Origin of the sequence: Shewanella sp. NKUCC05_KAH, from assembly GCF_019345585.1 — a bacterium.
GTDB lineage: Bacteria > Pseudomonadota > Gammaproteobacteria > Enterobacterales > Shewanellaceae > Shewanella > Shewanella oncorhynchi.
The window spans coordinates 109,230-123,137 of sequence record NZ_JAHKQZ010000010.1 but is presented as its reverse complement, the minus strand read 5'-3'; the positions used below and the strand labels follow the sequence as shown (position 1 = coordinate 123,137).

At 47.0% G+C, this 13,908-nt stretch carries 13 protein-coding genes; 8 read left to right on the top strand and 5 right to left on the bottom strand.

Annotated elements, in window-relative coordinates; genetic code table 11:
- The first annotated feature begins 10 nt into the window (after positions 1 to 10).
- From KO533_RS10990 to KO533_RS10965, 6 genes are all read left to right on the top strand, one after another.
- Complete coding sequence (locus KO533_RS10990; RefSeq protein ID WP_113939349.1) at positions 11 to 667, top strand: riboflavin synthase; 657 nt, start codon at positions 11 to 13, stop codon at positions 665 to 667.
- Between the two features lie 95 nt (positions 668 to 762).
- Entirely contained in the window at positions 763 to 1,866 is a 1,104-nt protein-coding gene (gene ribBA / locus KO533_RS10985; protein WP_028761388.1) for a bifunctional 3,4-dihydroxy-2-butanone-4-phosphate synthase/GTP cyclohydrolase II, read from the top strand.
- A gap of 130 nt (positions 1,867 to 1,996) precedes the next feature.
- Positions 1,997 to 2,476: a 6,7-dimethyl-8-ribityllumazine synthase gene (gene ribE / locus KO533_RS10980; protein ID WP_006082639.1), complete on the top strand. Its 480-nt coding sequence runs from the start codon at positions 1,997 to 1,999 to the stop codon at positions 2,474 to 2,476.
- Between the two features lie 11 nt (positions 2,477 to 2,487).
- Complete coding sequence (gene nusB, locus KO533_RS10975) at positions 2,488 to 2,892, top strand: transcription antitermination factor NusB (protein ID WP_006082638.1); 405 nt, start codon at positions 2,488 to 2,490, stop codon at positions 2,890 to 2,892.
- 78 nt (positions 2,893 to 2,970) lie between these two features.
- Entirely contained in the window at positions 2,971 to 3,927 is a 957-nt protein-coding gene (gene thiL, locus KO533_RS10970) for a thiamine-phosphate kinase (RefSeq protein ID WP_037392620.1), read from the top strand.
- A gap of 15 nt (positions 3,928 to 3,942) precedes the next feature.
- Complete coding sequence (locus KO533_RS10965; protein WP_028761385.1) at positions 3,943 to 4,437, top strand: phosphatidylglycerophosphatase A; 495 nt, start codon at positions 3,943 to 3,945, stop codon at positions 4,435 to 4,437.
- Between the two features lie 152 nt (positions 4,438 to 4,589).
- Here KO533_RS10965 and recN read toward each other — a convergent pair whose 3' ends face one another.
- A complete protein-coding gene (recN, locus tag KO533_RS10960) occupies positions 4,590 to 6,248 on the bottom strand; it encodes a DNA repair protein RecN (protein WP_131523581.1) in 1,659 nt (552 codons plus the stop codon).
- Positions 6,249 to 6,376: 128 nt separating this feature from the next.
- The gene (locus KO533_RS10955) at positions 6,377 to 7,339 is read right to left on the bottom strand and encodes an AEC family transporter (RefSeq protein ID WP_219254110.1); all 963 of its coding nucleotides are present in this window, start codon (positions 7,337 to 7,339) and stop codon (positions 6,377 to 6,379) included.
- A gap of 290 nt (positions 7,340 to 7,629) precedes the next feature.
- Here KO533_RS10955 and lldR point away from each other — a divergent pair, with 290 nt between their 5' ends.
- Positions 7,630 to 8,529, top strand: a complete 900-nt coding sequence (lldR, locus tag KO533_RS10950) for a LysR family transcriptional regulator LldR (RefSeq protein WP_105251752.1) — start codon at positions 7,630 to 7,632, stop codon at positions 8,527 to 8,529.
- 36 nt (positions 8,530 to 8,565) lie between these two features.
- On the opposite strand, the gene KO533_RS10945 is transcribed toward lldR, so the two are convergent.
- The 3 genes from KO533_RS10945 to barA form a co-directional block, all read right to left on the bottom strand.
- Positions 8,566 to 8,799, bottom strand: a complete 234-nt coding sequence (locus KO533_RS10945; protein WP_006082632.1) for a DUF3319 domain-containing protein — start codon at positions 8,797 to 8,799, stop codon at positions 8,566 to 8,568.
- 143 nt (positions 8,800 to 8,942) lie between these two features.
- Complete coding sequence (locus KO533_RS10940) at positions 8,943 to 9,542, bottom strand: YjaG family protein (RefSeq protein ID WP_198572909.1); 600 nt, start codon at positions 9,540 to 9,542, stop codon at positions 8,943 to 8,945.
- Positions 9,517 to 12,318, bottom strand: a complete 2,802-nt coding sequence (gene barA / locus KO533_RS10935; protein ID WP_105251754.1) for a two-component sensor histidine kinase BarA — start codon at positions 12,316 to 12,318, stop codon at positions 9,517 to 9,519. The genes KO533_RS10940 and barA overlap by 26 nt, the downstream gene beginning before the upstream one ends.
- A 100-nt stretch (positions 12,319 to 12,418) precedes the next feature.
- On the opposite strand from barA, the gene rlmD reads away from it, so the two are divergent.
- Positions 12,419 to 13,771: a 23S rRNA (uracil(1939)-C(5))-methyltransferase RlmD gene (gene rlmD / locus KO533_RS10930; RefSeq protein WP_028761379.1), complete on the top strand. Its 1,353-nt coding sequence runs from the start codon at positions 12,419 to 12,421 to the stop codon at positions 13,769 to 13,771.
- Positions 13,772 to 13,908: the final 137 nt, after the last annotated feature.

The following is a 13,908-nucleotide window of genomic DNA, read 5'->3' as shown; positions in this document are numbered from 1 at the left end:
TGAGTTAACCATGTTTACTGGGATTATTGAAGCCGTTGGCACCCTGCGCAAACTGGAGCGTAAAGGCGATGATATTCGTCTTACCGTGGCGAGCGGCAAACTGGATTTAAACGATGTACGTCTAGGCGACAGTATTGCTACCAACGGTGTGTGCTTAACGGTTGTGCAGCAATTAGCCGACGGTTATGTGGCTGATGTCTCTGCCGAAACCGTGAGTCTAACCGGCTTTGCTAATTATAAAGTGGGCACTAAGGTGAATCTTGAAAAGGCCGTTACCCCAACCACACGCTTAGGCGGCCATATGGTCAGCGGTCATGTTGACGGTATTGCAACGGTTGAGCAACGCCTAGTGCGTGGTCAAGCTATCGAGTTTTGGTTAGCCGCCCCCGCAGAGCTTGGGCGTTATATTGCCCATAAAGGTTCCATCACCATTGATGGCGTGAGTCTGACGGTTAACGAAGTGGACGGCAGTCGATTCCGCTTGACCATAGTGCCGCATACCGCAGGTGAAACCACGTTAATCGACCTGCAAGCGGGCGATAAGGTGAATATCGAAGTGGATTTAATCGCCCGTTATCTTGAACGCTTGATGAATTATGATGGCAAAGACAGCAAGAGCGGTGGTGTCACCATGGAAATGTTAGCCCGTGCCGGCTTTGTGCGTTAGTGCACAGGAGCAGATTATTTAACTTAAGCTTATCGGCAGCTTAGGTTATTTAGGTATAGAATTTCATAATAACAGCAAAATCATAAGGTCCTACAATGGCGCTGCACAGTATAGAAGAGATCATCGAAGATATTCGTCAAGGCAAAATGGTTATTTTGATGGATGACGAAGACAGAGAAAACGAAGGTGATTTGATCATGGCGGCCGAAATGGTCACGCCAGAAGCGATTAACTTTATGGCGAAATATGGCCGTGGGCTCATTTGCCAGACCATGACTAAAGCCCGTTGCCAGCAGTTAAATCTACCCTTAATGGTGACGAATAATAACGCCCAGTTCTCGACTAACTTTACGGTTTCTATTGAAGCGGCGGAGGGTGTGACTACTGGTATTTCGGCCCACGATCGCGCTGTAACGGTGAAAGCGGCTGTGGCTAAAGAGGCTAAAGCGTCTGATTTAGTGCAACCAGGGCACATCTTCCCGTTAATGGCACAGGACGGCGGCGTATTAACCCGCGCAGGCCACACTGAAGCTGGTTGTGATTTAGCCCGTCTTGCGGGACTTGAGCCATCGGGCGTTATCGTTGAGATTTTGAACGAAGACGGCACTATGGCACGTCGCCCAGATTTGGAGATTTTCTCCGAGTTGCATGGCATCAAAATCGGCACTATCGCGGCTTTAATCGAGTATCGCAATACCAAAGAAACCACGGTTGTGCGTGAAGCTAAATGCAAATTACCGACCCGTTTTGGTGAGTTCGACATGGTGACCTTCAGAGACACTATCGACAATCAACTGCACTTTGCCTTAGTCAAAGGTGAGGTGAAAGAAGATTGTTTGGTGCGCGTGCATTTGCAAAATACCTTCAACGATTTACTCCACTCAGAGCGCGATCAGCAACGCAGCTGGCCACTCGAAAAGGCGATGGAGCGTATTTCTGCAGAAGGTGGTGTATTGGTTTTACTCGGGAATCAAGAACATCCCTGTGAAATCCTCTCTAAGGTGAAAGCCTTTGAAGCTGAAGATCAAGGCCAAGCGCCTGCATCTGCAAAATGGCAGGGGACGTCGCGTCGTGTGGGTGTGGGTTCGCAAATTCTCGCCAGCCTTGGTGTGACTAAGATGCGCCTGCTCAGCTCGCCTAAACGCTACCACTCACTTTCAGGCTTTGGCCTTGAAGTGACTGAGTATGTGGCGGACTGAAACCCAAAGTTACACTGAAGTAAAATTAACAATTTCTGATAATTTGCATAGGGCTCTGGGCAATTGGCTGTGATATCATGTCGCCACTTTTCGCCCCGAGCTGGGTGCTTTAGCTAAATTAGGTAAGATAATGAACGTAGTTCAAGGTAATATCGAAGCGAAAAATGCCAAAGTTGCGATTGTAATTTCGCGTTTCAACAGCTTTTTAGTTGAGAGCTTGCTTGAAGGTGCACTTGACACGCTGAAACGTTTTGGCCAAGTCAGCGACGACAATATCACTGTTGTCCGTGTACCAGGTGCGGTTGAGTTGCCGCTAGCTGCGCGTCGCGTAGCTGCCAGTGGTAAATTCGACGGTATTATCGCATTAGGTGCGGTGATCCGTGGTGGTACTCCTCATTTTGATTTTGTTGCAGGCGAATGTAATAAAGGTCTAGCTCAAGTTGCTTTAGAATTTGATCTGCCTGTTGCTTTCGGTGTTTTGACCACTGATACCATTGAACAAGCGATTGAACGTTCAGGTACCAAAGCGGGTAACAAAGGCGGCGAAGCTGCTCTAAGCCTGCTTGAAATGGTCAATGTTCTGCAAGAACTTGAACAACAGTTGTTATAGTAGGAAAAATAATGAAGCCTTCTGAGCGCCGCAAGGCCCGCCGTTTAGCCGTTCAAGCCATCTATTCATGGCAACTAAGCGGGAATAATATTGCCGATGTCGAGCATGAGTTTTTAACTGAACAAAGTCTCGACGGTGTTGATGTAGCTTATTTTCGTGAGCTATTTTCAGGCGTTGCAACGAAGAAAACCCAATTGGATGAGCTGATCATCCCGCATCTGGAACGCCCGATTGATGAAGTGTCTCCAGTAGAGAAAGCCATAGTTCGTTTAGCGACCTATGAGCTGACTTTCCGTAAAGATGTGCCATACAAGGTCGCGATTAACGAAGCGATTGAGTTGGCAAAAGCTTTCGGTGCGGACGAGAGTCATAAGTTTGTGAACGGACTGCTCGACAAACTGGTTGCACGCAAGTAATAAAGACAAACGGTATCTTAGGATACCGTTTTTCATTGCTAACAAAGGTGGCCGATGTAAGTCGTGCCAAACTGTACAGTGAAAGAATTCCAATTAATTGAATGTTATTTTAGCAACCGCGGCCCCACTCGCCGTGATGTGAAGCTTGGCATCGGTGACGATTGCGCTTTAGTGCAACCCGCAGAAAACAAGTCGATCGCTATCTCCTGTGACACCTTAGTTGAAAATGTCCATTTCTTCCCCGACATGCCTCCCGCTGCCTTAGGTTACAAAGCTTTAGCGGTAAATTTATCTGATCTGGCAGCCATGGGCGCTGAACCCGCGTGGATGACGCTTGCCTTAACGCTACCCGAAGTCGATGAGACTTGGCTAAGTGGCTTTAGTGAAGGTTTATTTGAAGCGGCCGATTACTATGGCATCGCCTTAATTGGCGGCGATACGACTCGTGGTCCACGGGCTATTAACATCACAGTGCACGGCCAAGTCCCACAGGGTAAAGCACTCACGCGTCATGGTGCTAAAGCGGGTGATTGGATTTATGTCACGGGCACGCTCGGAGATTCGGCCTTAGGTCTGGATATTATTCGAGGCGCGCAACAGGCCAGAGCCGAGCATAAAGAATTCCTGATTAATCGCCATTATCGTCCAACACCAAGAGTTTTAGCGGGCCAAGCTTTGCGTTCGCTTGCCTCTAGTGCAATCGATCTTTCCGACGGGTTTATCTCGGATATCGGTCATGTGCTTAAGGCTTCGGCAGTTGGTGCTGTGGTGGACGTTAATTGCATCCCGCTTTCACGCGCGATGCAAGATACCGTCAGCGAGGAGCATGCCTTAGGTTATGCGCTTACAGGGGGCGAAGATTATGAACTGCTGTTCACCGTTCCTGAAGCGCAAAAAGGCGCGCTTGAGACGGCATTAAGCCATGCAGGAGCAAAGTTTGTTCGCGTTGGACAAATTTGTGCAGGCAGTAAGCTCAAGTTGCAACTCAATGGTGAGCCGTTTACACCGCCGTATCACGGTTTCGAGCACTTTTAAGCGAAGAGCATGTTAATGAAATGGTTGTCAAAGGATCAGGTGCTAACGCGCCTGTCATTAAAAAATCCTGTCCACTTTTTGGCACTCGGTTTTGGTAGCGGACTCGCCGCTAAAGCACCCGGTACTTTCGGTACCTTAGCAGCCATTCCCCTCTACTTATTGATGGCGCCATTACCGCTCACTTGGTATATCGGCTTAACCTTATTGAGCGCATTTGCGGGATTTTATATCTGCGGTAAAGCCGCTCAAGATATGGGGGTACACGATCACGGTGCGATTGTGTGGGATGAAGTGGTTGGGCTACTGATCACTATGATAGCGGCACCAGCAGGTTGGGGTTGGTTGTTAGTCGGCTTTGGTCTATTTCGCTTTTTCGACATCATCAAACCTTGGCCTATTCGATGGCTCGATGCCAAAGTTCATGGTGGTTTTGGCATTATGATTGACGATGTGTTAGCGGGCGTGTTTTCGTTTATTTGTCTGCAAGGGCTAGTCTGGTGTTTTAGCTAACATTATCGCTAACCTAACATGATAGTTAACCCGGCATGTTAGTTAGCATGGTCAACACTAACCCTTAGTTTTTGATATAGCCCCTTAGCTTGTGATATAGAGTGTGTAGATTCAAGCATTTAGCGACCTCATTCGTTATCTGATCCATACTACTATTGCAGCAGTTCCCTTGCGTTCGCGAGGGTATTGCTGGTGATAGTATCGCCACCTAACAGTCTTGCAAGCTCTTGGATACGCTGCTCACGATCGAGCGATTTCATTGTGGTCTCAGTACTGCCTGCCTTATTAAATTTATCGACAAACATGTGTTGATGACCATTGCCCGCAACTTGCGGCAAGTGAGTCACGCACAGTACTTGGGTCGATTCCCCTAAGCTGCGTAACATGCGGCCCACCACTGCGGCGGTGGGGCCGGAAATCCCGACATCCACCTCATCGAAAATTAATGTCGGTGTGGCAACTTTCTTCGCGGTAATCACTTGGATCCCTAATCCTATGCGTGAAAGCTCACCGCCAGACGCGACTTTCGAAATCGGTTGCAAAGGTTGGCCAGGGTTAGTTGTTACCATAAATTCGATATTGTCACTGCCATTGGCTGACATTTGCTCGGGGTGGAAATTGACTTCGATCGTAAATTTACCCTTAGGCATATTCAGTTCGTGGATTGACTGAGTCACCAGTTTGTCGAGTTCTTTAGCATAGCGGGCACGGCTTTGGCTGAGCTTTTGCGCATTGCTAAGATAAGCGGCTCTACTTGCCTCGACTTGAAGCTGAATTTCTTCAAGTTTACTTTCATCACTGTCTAAGGTGCTCAGCTCAGCCTTTAATGCTAAATGATGCTCGGCCAGTTTATTCGGGCTGACATGGTGCTTACGCGCCAGTTGCATGGCTTTTGATAGCCGTTCTTCTAAATAGGCAAAGTGGGTTGGATCGAGTTCAAGCTTACTCAAATAGTGCTGTAATTCGCCTGCGCTTTCTTGTACTTGGATTAAGGCATCATTGAGCATAGTGTTGATATTGCTTAATGCAGGATCGTAGCTTTGCAGATCTTCGGCGAGGGAAACGACTCGATTAAGCAACGACTCTATGTTGTTTTCTTCGCCTTCAGTGAGTATATCTAAGCTCGCTTGACAGGTGTCAATCAACTCAGTGCCATTGGCTAAGCGTTTGTGCTCTTGCTCAATTTCATCGAACTCATCAACTTTAAGATCAAACTCATCGAGTTCTTCTACTTGATATTGTACTAATTGCTTACGGGCAATACGTTCATGCTGGGAGGCTTCGAGTTGCTTTAGATCGGCCTCAATTTGCTTGCAGCGTTGAAAGCTAGCGGCAACCGTATCGATAAGCAATCTGTGGTTGGCATAACTGTCGAGCAGGGTGAGTTGATGTTCACTTTTTAACATTGCATGGTGGGCATGTTGGCCGTGAATACCAATAAGCAACTGACCCAGTAATTTTAGCTGCGTCAGCGGCACTGGATTACCATTGATGTAGGCGCGTGAACGGCCATCGCTACCAATAGTCCGACGTAGAATGCACTCATCATCGAGTTCAAGATCGTTATCTTCTAACCAACGTTTTGCCAGTGGAATATCATCCAAGGAAAAGCGGGCGCTGACCTCGGTTTTATTGGCTCCGGGACGAACACTGCTGGCATCGGCGCGATTGCCTAGGCATAGGCCTAGCGCATCGATGGCAATCGATTTACCCGCACCGGTTTCACCTGTGATGCTGGTCATACCGGGGCGAAAATCCAGTTCTAAAAAACGGACGATAGCGAAGTTATTAATGCTGAGTTGGCAAAGCATAGTGAATTCCTGTCGAAAAACATACCAAACCACTGTGTTGATAAACAGTATATACTGATTTTATATACAGTAAAGTGGCTTGGGTAAATAATCGGCATTAGTGGCAGTAAATATTTTTAATTAACTGATTATGCATAGGTTCTTACTAAGCTTTCTAAGATAGGTAAACTGAAGAAAGTGACTAAGGTGCCAAATAGAATGCCTTGAGCACTGGTTGAAGCCTGAGTGTTATAACGCTGGGCGAGTAAGTACACGCTAGCCGCGGTGGGCAGTGCGCTCAAGATCACGCCCATGATCAGGTAGTCACCACTTACGCCAAAACGGTTAAGCATAAAGTAGACGAGTGCCGGTTGGATAGCCAGCTTGAAGAGGTTGATAAGGCTCAGTTCGATAAAATTCTTGGGGCTAAATACGCTGCTATCTTTCTGGTAGCGCATCGCTTTGGCGAGTACCATGCCGATAGCAAATAGGGCGCAGGGGCTTGAGGTATTGCCTATTTGCTGGATCATTAGCGCTAGCCCTGACGGCAGTTTTATCTCTAGCGCCGAAATGCCGACGCCAATTAAGCTACCAATAACGATAGGGTTTTTACCGACCGCCATTGCCATTATGATTAAGGCGTGGTGTTGTCTTTGGGTGTTAGTGGCCAGTTCCATCGAGACTAAGGCGACGGCAAACATCAGCACGGATAATAAGCTGGCAATCGCGGCGGCGACTAAGGCACTTTGTTGCTGCGGAAAGAGGATGATGAGCAGTGGAATACCAATAAATGCCGTATTACCAAAGGTGGCATTGAGGGCTCGAATGGCGGCAACTGCATGCTGTTTAGGGTTAGCAATCAGCGAGAATCCAAGGCAGACAAGATAAGTGATCACCATAGCTGTGCTGTAGCCCGCAATAAATCCCCATTGCAAAATCTCGCCAATCGGTTGCTGCGCGAGGGCGATAAGCATGATCGCGGGGAACGCAATGTAGTAGACATATTGGTTCAGCACTTGATCCGTATCGACGGGCAAGAGTTTTAGTTTTTGCACTAGTGTGCCGAGCAACATGATCCCGAAGACGGCAAACAGAGGGGTTAAAATGGTCATTTCCCTCACTCATCCTTACGATTAAATTTGAATAAACTCGCCCACCGTCGTCATTTTACTGTCGCTATGATTTTTGGTGGGCAGAGTTACAGCACTTGATTCTTTTTATGTCACTTTAGAGCCAGATTTAGCGCCAGCGCAGTAAAACTCGCCACAAAATAACATACCATTTCAATCTAAGGCTATTGCGCTATGGTCGTATAAGTGAATAATTCAATGTTTAAAACACAATCACTTAGTGAATTTAGCGTTTTAACGTCAATACCCAATATGTGAAATTAGGATATGCAATGAGTGATGATTTAGGCGCTGAACTACAACTTGTCTATCTTTTTGTGCATTTAGTCAATGCGGGCAGTTTTTCGCAGGCGGCGAAGGAGCTTGATATGCCCATTGCCACAGTGAGCCGCAAGTTAGCGAAGTTGGAAGAGAAGCTCGATAAACAGCTTTTTATGCGCAGCACCCGCAAGTTACGATTGACGGAGGAAGGACTGGCGCTCTTTCAACGCTATCAGAGTGTGGTTGCTCAATTCGATGAGCTGAGTGGGTTAGGCAGCGATAAACCCGAGGGTACCCTGCGCATCGCCGCACCGATTTCGATTATTTCCATCGTGTTTATTCAAGCATTGAATGAATTTGGCCGCCTGTATCCCGATATCCGTTTACACATTTCCCAGAGCAATGAGTTAGTCGATTTGATCGACAAAGGCATAGATGTGGCGATTGTTGGCGGGGCTCAGCCTGATTCTTCTTGGGTGTCGAGTACCTTAGGCGAGCTCGACTATTGCCTGTTTGCCACGCCAGAATACTTGGCTCAGGCACCTAAACTTGAGCATCCCGATGATCTTGAAGCCCATCAACTGATAAAAGTCTGGCCGCTGTTTAATTGGCATTTAAAGCATCCAAGCGGCGAGTCTTTTTATTTTAATGGCCCGACTAAGCTCACCCTCACGGATTTACACGGAGCGATTCAGGCGACCTTAGGCCATGGTGGGATCTTGTATGGTCCTGAACTATTTGTAAAACAGCAGATTAAAGAGGGAAAACTTAAAGTATTATTGCCAGAATGGATTGGCGAACAGAGGCGAATTTCGATTTTATATCATCAGCGCAGCCAGCAGCCGCTAAAGGTAAGAGTCTTTATTGAGTTTATGCAGTCAAAGGCGCCAGAGTTATTCTCTATGCGTTGATTTAACCGAGTTATTCTTTAATAAGGGAACTGATTTTTAGCGTCTTTTAGGTTTTACCGTGTTTTTGCTCATAGTGTTTTGCGTTTGTTTTGCATCTTGCAGGCTGGAGCGTGTCGCGGGCAGTATGCCGAGTTCTAAGAAGTATCCCACTAAACGCCGTAGTTCAAATAAAGAACCGATACGCTGTTGATCTTTGATGGTCAGTTTCCAACTGTCGGTGCGTCCTTCGCTATTGGTTAAGACAAATCCTTGATAAACAATCTTTTTCATTGGAATAACTCAATCTTTATTGATGCTATTTATAGCAACTGGATATCTTTGATGGGATTCGTTGGTGAGGGTGTAAAACGATGATCCCTTTCTTATTCTGCATGGATAATAGATGCTTGAGTAACCCCAAGCACCCCCATCAATTAAGCGACGCTGATACCGATATTTGATACGCCAGCTTCGATAATGTCTTTGCGTAAACTTTTGACCAGTTCTGCGGTGATCTTCGGATTTTCTTCAATAATTTCCAACAGAGAATTTTGTAATTCTTTCTCTTCTTCCATGACTTCATGGGCGAAAACGAAATCATCTAATGCTTCATCCACCAAATCGACATCGCTGATCGCTTCGATGTAGTTAGCCACTGTGCTGGATGATAATTTGCTGATATTGACTATATCTTCTTCAATTTTGCCTTGGATCGCACCCAGTAAGGTCGATATGGCGACCACTGCATCCATAGCAGGATAGACGCCATAGGCTTCAAAATCAGCAGGATCTGGGGTGTTATCTTCCAGGCGTTGCAGATGCACATCGACGTTGAATTTGAGCTTGGAGTCGTACTGGGATTGCCACAATAGTTCTAATGCGGTACTCAACACAGTAGGATCGCCAAACTCACAGACTTCGGAAAACAGTTGATAGTTGGGCAACATACGTTGGCAAAGTGCAGTGGCAAAGAGTTGTTTTTGTGGCAGTGTTAACGCCTTGAGACGTTTAAAGAAGCCCGTTTTTTTGGTCATCTGTTATTTCCGCTGATAGCTGTGATATCACTTGATTTGCCGCAGATTCTACCTTAGTTAACTCATCAAGTAACTCTAGTATTTCGGGTTCGAGATCTTCAACCGATGTTTCACGTTTTAGTGCCGATTCAATTTCTTGGCATAACCTTTGTGTGGTGGGCACGCCGCAGTAGCAGCTCGCACCATGCAGCTTATGGATAGTACTGAGCATGACAGGGTGATCGTTTTGACTTAGCGCCGTTTGAATCGTCGCCACGGTTTGCGGCAATGAGTCGAGCAACATTCTGAGCATATCTAAGGCGAGATCGGCCTTGTGATTGGCTTGGGTTAAGCATAAATCCCAGTTCAGCGTATGCAGGTCAAAATGGGTGAACTTAGGTCGAGTGATCCAGCGATGAATAATGTCTTTGAGCGCCGCTTCATCAATAGGTTTAGGCAAATATCCGTCCATACCACTGCCTAAAATCAGTTCACGTTCTTCGGCAATGGCATGGGCTGTCACGGCAATTATCGGCGTGTTGCGGTTCATCGAGCCTTGGCGAATTTGCTTCGTGGCACTAATGCCATCTGTGCCAGGCATTTGAATATCCATAAAAATCAAGTCGAAGGTGCGAGTCTTCGCCTGTTTAACTGCTTCATCACCGCTGTTGACGGCAACCACTGTCGTCACTAATTCGCTGAGTAAAGTATCAATCAGTTTTAAGTTGGCAAAGTTATCATCTACCGCGAGCACAGTTAAAGATTGGCGCGCAACCGGCGTTGATATTGTCGCAGGGGCTATGATGTCGTACTCCATCGGTGGATAGAGTAAGTTGCGCGCAAGTTGATGCTCACTGACTGGCAGAGACAACACCACATCGGCATTCGGGCGAATAAATTGGGTTAAGGCATCCTGTTCTTGGCAATCGTATAGCACGATAAGGCAATCTGTTTTGGTCTTCGCTAAGTTTAGTGTACTTACCAGTTGTGCTGAATCGCTAAACCCATGGCAACTCAGGAGAACATAGTCGTATGGTGCTTCAGCCGTGGTGAGCGTAGTCAACAAGCTTGGAATATGCTGATGATGGGTGACTTTTGTATCCCATTGATTCAATTGGCGGCTTAATACTGCGTGGGTGAGTACTCGCGGTTCGTAAAACAGTATGGTTTTGTCTTTGAGTTTTTCGAGCGGCAGTGAGTCACCGATTTGGAATTGACCTAAGCCGAGCGGCAAACTGAACCAGAAGTTTGAGCCTTTTTCTGGGGATGAAGTAAAGCCGATTTGGCCGCCCATTTGATTCACTAAACGTTTAGTGATCACTAAACCTAAGCCGGTGCCACCAAAGCGGCGCGAAATCGACGAGTCTGCTTGGCCAAAGGCTTGGAATAAAAAGTCCTGTTGGCTTTCATCGATACCAATACCTGTGTCGACCACATCACAGCGCAGTACCACTTGTTCATCCGACTGGCTCTGCAGTTCGATTTTGACCATCACGCTGCCAGAGTCAGTGAATTTAATCGCGTTACCAACCAAGTTATTGATGATTTGGCATACGCGCATGGCATCGCCATTGACATTGTCGGGCACGTTGGGGGCGATATCGACGACGAGTTCTAGGCCTTTGGCCTGTGCGCTGCCCGAGATCAAGGTAATAGTATCACTTATGGTTTCCCTAAGGCCGAAGGGCATGTTTTCTAACACCATTTTACCGGCTTCGAGTTTAGAAAAATCGAGAATGTCGTTGATGATACCCAGCAGGTTAGTGGCGCTGCGTTCTATGGTCTTGATGTAATCGACTTGGCTCGAATGCAATGGTGTTTTGACTAATTGCCGCGCAAAACCGATAACGCCATTGAGCGGCGTACGTAACTCGTGGGACATATTCGCTAAGAATTCAGATTTAATTCGGCTGGCTTCTAGGGCGCGTTTTTTAGCTAAATCCAGCTCGACGTTTTGGATTTCAATCTGCTCTAAGGTTTCCCGCAGATCCGACGTTGCTTGGTCGATATTTTGTTGCATCTCATCATGGTATTCCGATAGCGACCCTGCCATGGCATTGATGCCGCGTTTGAGTAAGTCCAGCTCACCAATCAAGTTGCCATCTAAGCGGGCGTCTAATTTACCTTCACGGATTTTAGCGACGACGCGCACCATTTCAGTAATGGGCTGAGTGACGTTTTTCACTAGCCGGAAAGTAAATAGCAGGTTTAACTGCACGCCGATCAACACGATAATAAAGGCGGCGACTGCGGCTCTATGTTGCTCTAACAAGGCGCGTTCTTTATTGATTATTATCGAGATATAACCTAAAAGATGACCATCGTCTGTCTGGATATCGTAATTAGCGGGAGCAGCAATGGGGCCTGTGGCAAAAATGGGCGTCCGTAAAATAAGGCTGTCGTCCACATGTTCAATTTCGGTTTTATGCAGCGTGTTGAGGGCTTCTTTGTAGCGCATAATCTCAAAGTCTTTGTGATAGTGGGAGGTCACAAAGAGTTGATTATTGGCATCGAAAATCGCGATGGATTTTACTAAGGTGGATTTGTTGAGCTGCGCCGCCGCGAGTAAGCGTTTGGTCGCCTCGCGATCATTCGCCACTAAGCCGATCTCACTGGCAATCGACAGGGGCTCTATAATATTGCTGCCCTGTTCGACGAGCGTATCTTCGAGCTCATAAAAACGGTTTATGGTAAAGTAGCTGCCCAGAAGGATACCGACCAAGATTGTTGGCGCGAGCGCCAGCACAAGAACCCAAGAACGTAGGCTGTATTTGGTCATGTTGTTGACAGGGTTCATAGCAGCGGCGGTGTTTCCTGTGACAGAGACTAAGATAATTTTATAAGACTGCCAGAAAGAGGGCGGTCTTTGCCAGTATTTTATTGATTTAGAGGCCGAAATGGCGCAATTTTTTAAAGCAAAACCAAATAGTTCCAAACAGTTGTCGGCTAAGTTATCGCTGAGCGTAGAACAGCTCGATCACTTAGGTGCTGGTATAGCACAACATCAAGGTAAAGTAGTGTTTATCCCTGGCGCTTTGCCCGATGAAACCGTGACGGTACAGCTCACCGAGCAAAAGAAAAATTATGCCCGTGCCAAGTTGATTAAAGTCGATTCATCAAGTCCTGAGCGCGTTGAGCCTGAGTGTCCACACTACCACACCTGCGGCGGCTGCGACTTACAGCATATGTCATTATCGGGTCAGCGTGAGCATAAAGAAGCCGCGTTGCTGGATATTATGGCTAAGTTTGCTGGCACTGAAGGCGGTGCTTTATCGCCCGCACTCACGGGGGAAGGTTGGCATTATCGTCGCCGCGCCCGTCTTGCAACTTTATTTGATAAAAATACCAAGCACTTAAGTTTAGGCTTTCGCGCCGCCAGTAGCAGTAATGTGGTGCCAATCAGTCAATGTCTGGTGTTAGCTAAGCCGTTATCGGACTTGATCGTACCCTTTGCTAAGTTGCTGAACCAATTGTCGGCTAAAGCCAGCTTAGGTCATCTTGAGTTAATTGCCGCCGATAATGGTCATTTCGCCGTGCTGCGGATCACTAAGGCTCTAAACGATAAAGATCTCGCTAAGTTGTCAGTCTTTGCTGAGCTGCATCAGATCCATATTTGTCTGCAGGACAACGAAGGGCAATTCCAAGGCGTCGGCGCTGAGTTAGTGTTACCTGTTTATCAATTGCTAGATGAAAATGCGCAGTCGGATGCGGTGAGCTTAAGTTTCACCCCTGGTAACTTTGTGCAAGTGAACGGACAGATTAACAAGGCCATGGTCGCTCAAGCGATGGATTGGTTAGCGCCAGCACCTGATGAGCGCATTTTGGATTTGTTCTGCGGCATGGGTAATTTCAGTTTGCCCTTAGCGAAAATGGGCGCGGATGTAATTGGCGTCGAAGGGGTTGCCGAAATGGTGACTCAGGCACGGGTGAACGCGAAAGCTAACAATCTTGATAAACTGACCTTTTACCACGGCGATTTAAGTGCGGATTTATCCCTTGAGCCTTGGATGGGCAAGATTGATAAATTACTGCTCGATCCCGCTCGTGCGGGGGCATTTGAAAGCTTGCAATGGCTAAAGAAAATGAAGCCACGCAAAGTCGTATATGTATCTTGTAATCCTGCGAGTTTGGCCCGCGATAGCGCTGTACTGTTAGAGCGCGGTTACCGATTACAGCAATTGGGACTTATCGACATGTTCCCACAAACACACCATATCGAAGCCATGGCACTGTTTGAATTAACCAAGTAATTTGCGCTGGCAAAGTAAGCAAAGCGTTTGAATAACGTAAAAAATGTGATTATTACGTCGGTTGGGTTTGACAAGTTCGCGCCAATGCTGAAGATAGGAGAGCTGAAGTGGTGCCCACTTTCTCTCTGAGCACGGAT

What these genes read in the sequence shown, in the direction of transcription:
- rlmD (WP_028761379.1), top strand. Translation starts at nt 12,419, where the DNA reads ATGGCGCAATTTTTTAAAGCAAAACCAAATAGTTCCAAACAGTTGTCG.
- KO533_RS10990 (WP_113939349.1), top strand. Translation starts at nt 11, where the DNA reads ATGTTTACTGGGATTATTGAAGCCGTTGGCACCCTGCGCAAACTGGAG.
- ribBA (WP_028761388.1), top strand. Translation starts at nt 763, where the DNA reads ATGGCGCTGCACAGTATAGAAGAGATCATCGAAGATATTCGTCAAGGC.
- KO533_RS10940 (WP_198572909.1), bottom strand. Translation starts at nt 9,542, where the DNA reads ATGACCAAAAAAACGGGCTTCTTTAAACGTCTCAAGGCGTTAACACTG.
- KO533_RS10965 (WP_028761385.1), top strand. Translation starts at nt 3,943, where the DNA reads ATGAAATGGTTGTCAAAGGATCAGGTGCTAACGCGCCTGTCATTAAAA.
- ribE (WP_006082639.1), top strand. Translation starts at nt 1,997, where the DNA reads ATGAACGTAGTTCAAGGTAATATCGAAGCGAAAAATGCCAAAGTTGCG.
- nusB (WP_006082638.1), top strand. Translation starts at nt 2,488, where the DNA reads ATGAAGCCTTCTGAGCGCCGCAAGGCCCGCCGTTTAGCCGTTCAAGCC.
- KO533_RS10955 (WP_219254110.1), bottom strand. Translation starts at nt 7,339, where the DNA reads ATGACCATTTTAACCCCTCTGTTTGCCGTCTTCGGGATCATGTTGCTC.
- recN (WP_131523581.1), bottom strand. Translation starts at nt 6,248, where the DNA reads ATGCTTTGCCAACTCAGCATTAATAACTTCGCTATCGTCCGTTTTTTA.
- lldR (WP_105251752.1), top strand. Translation starts at nt 7,630, where the DNA reads ATGAGTGATGATTTAGGCGCTGAACTACAACTTGTCTATCTTTTTGTG.
- KO533_RS10945 (WP_006082632.1), bottom strand. Translation starts at nt 8,799, where the DNA reads ATGAAAAAGATTGTTTATCAAGGATTTGTCTTAACCAATAGCGAAGGA.
- barA (WP_105251754.1), bottom strand. Translation starts at nt 12,318, where the DNA reads ATGAACCCTGTCAACAACATGACCAAATACAGCCTACGTTCTTGGGTT.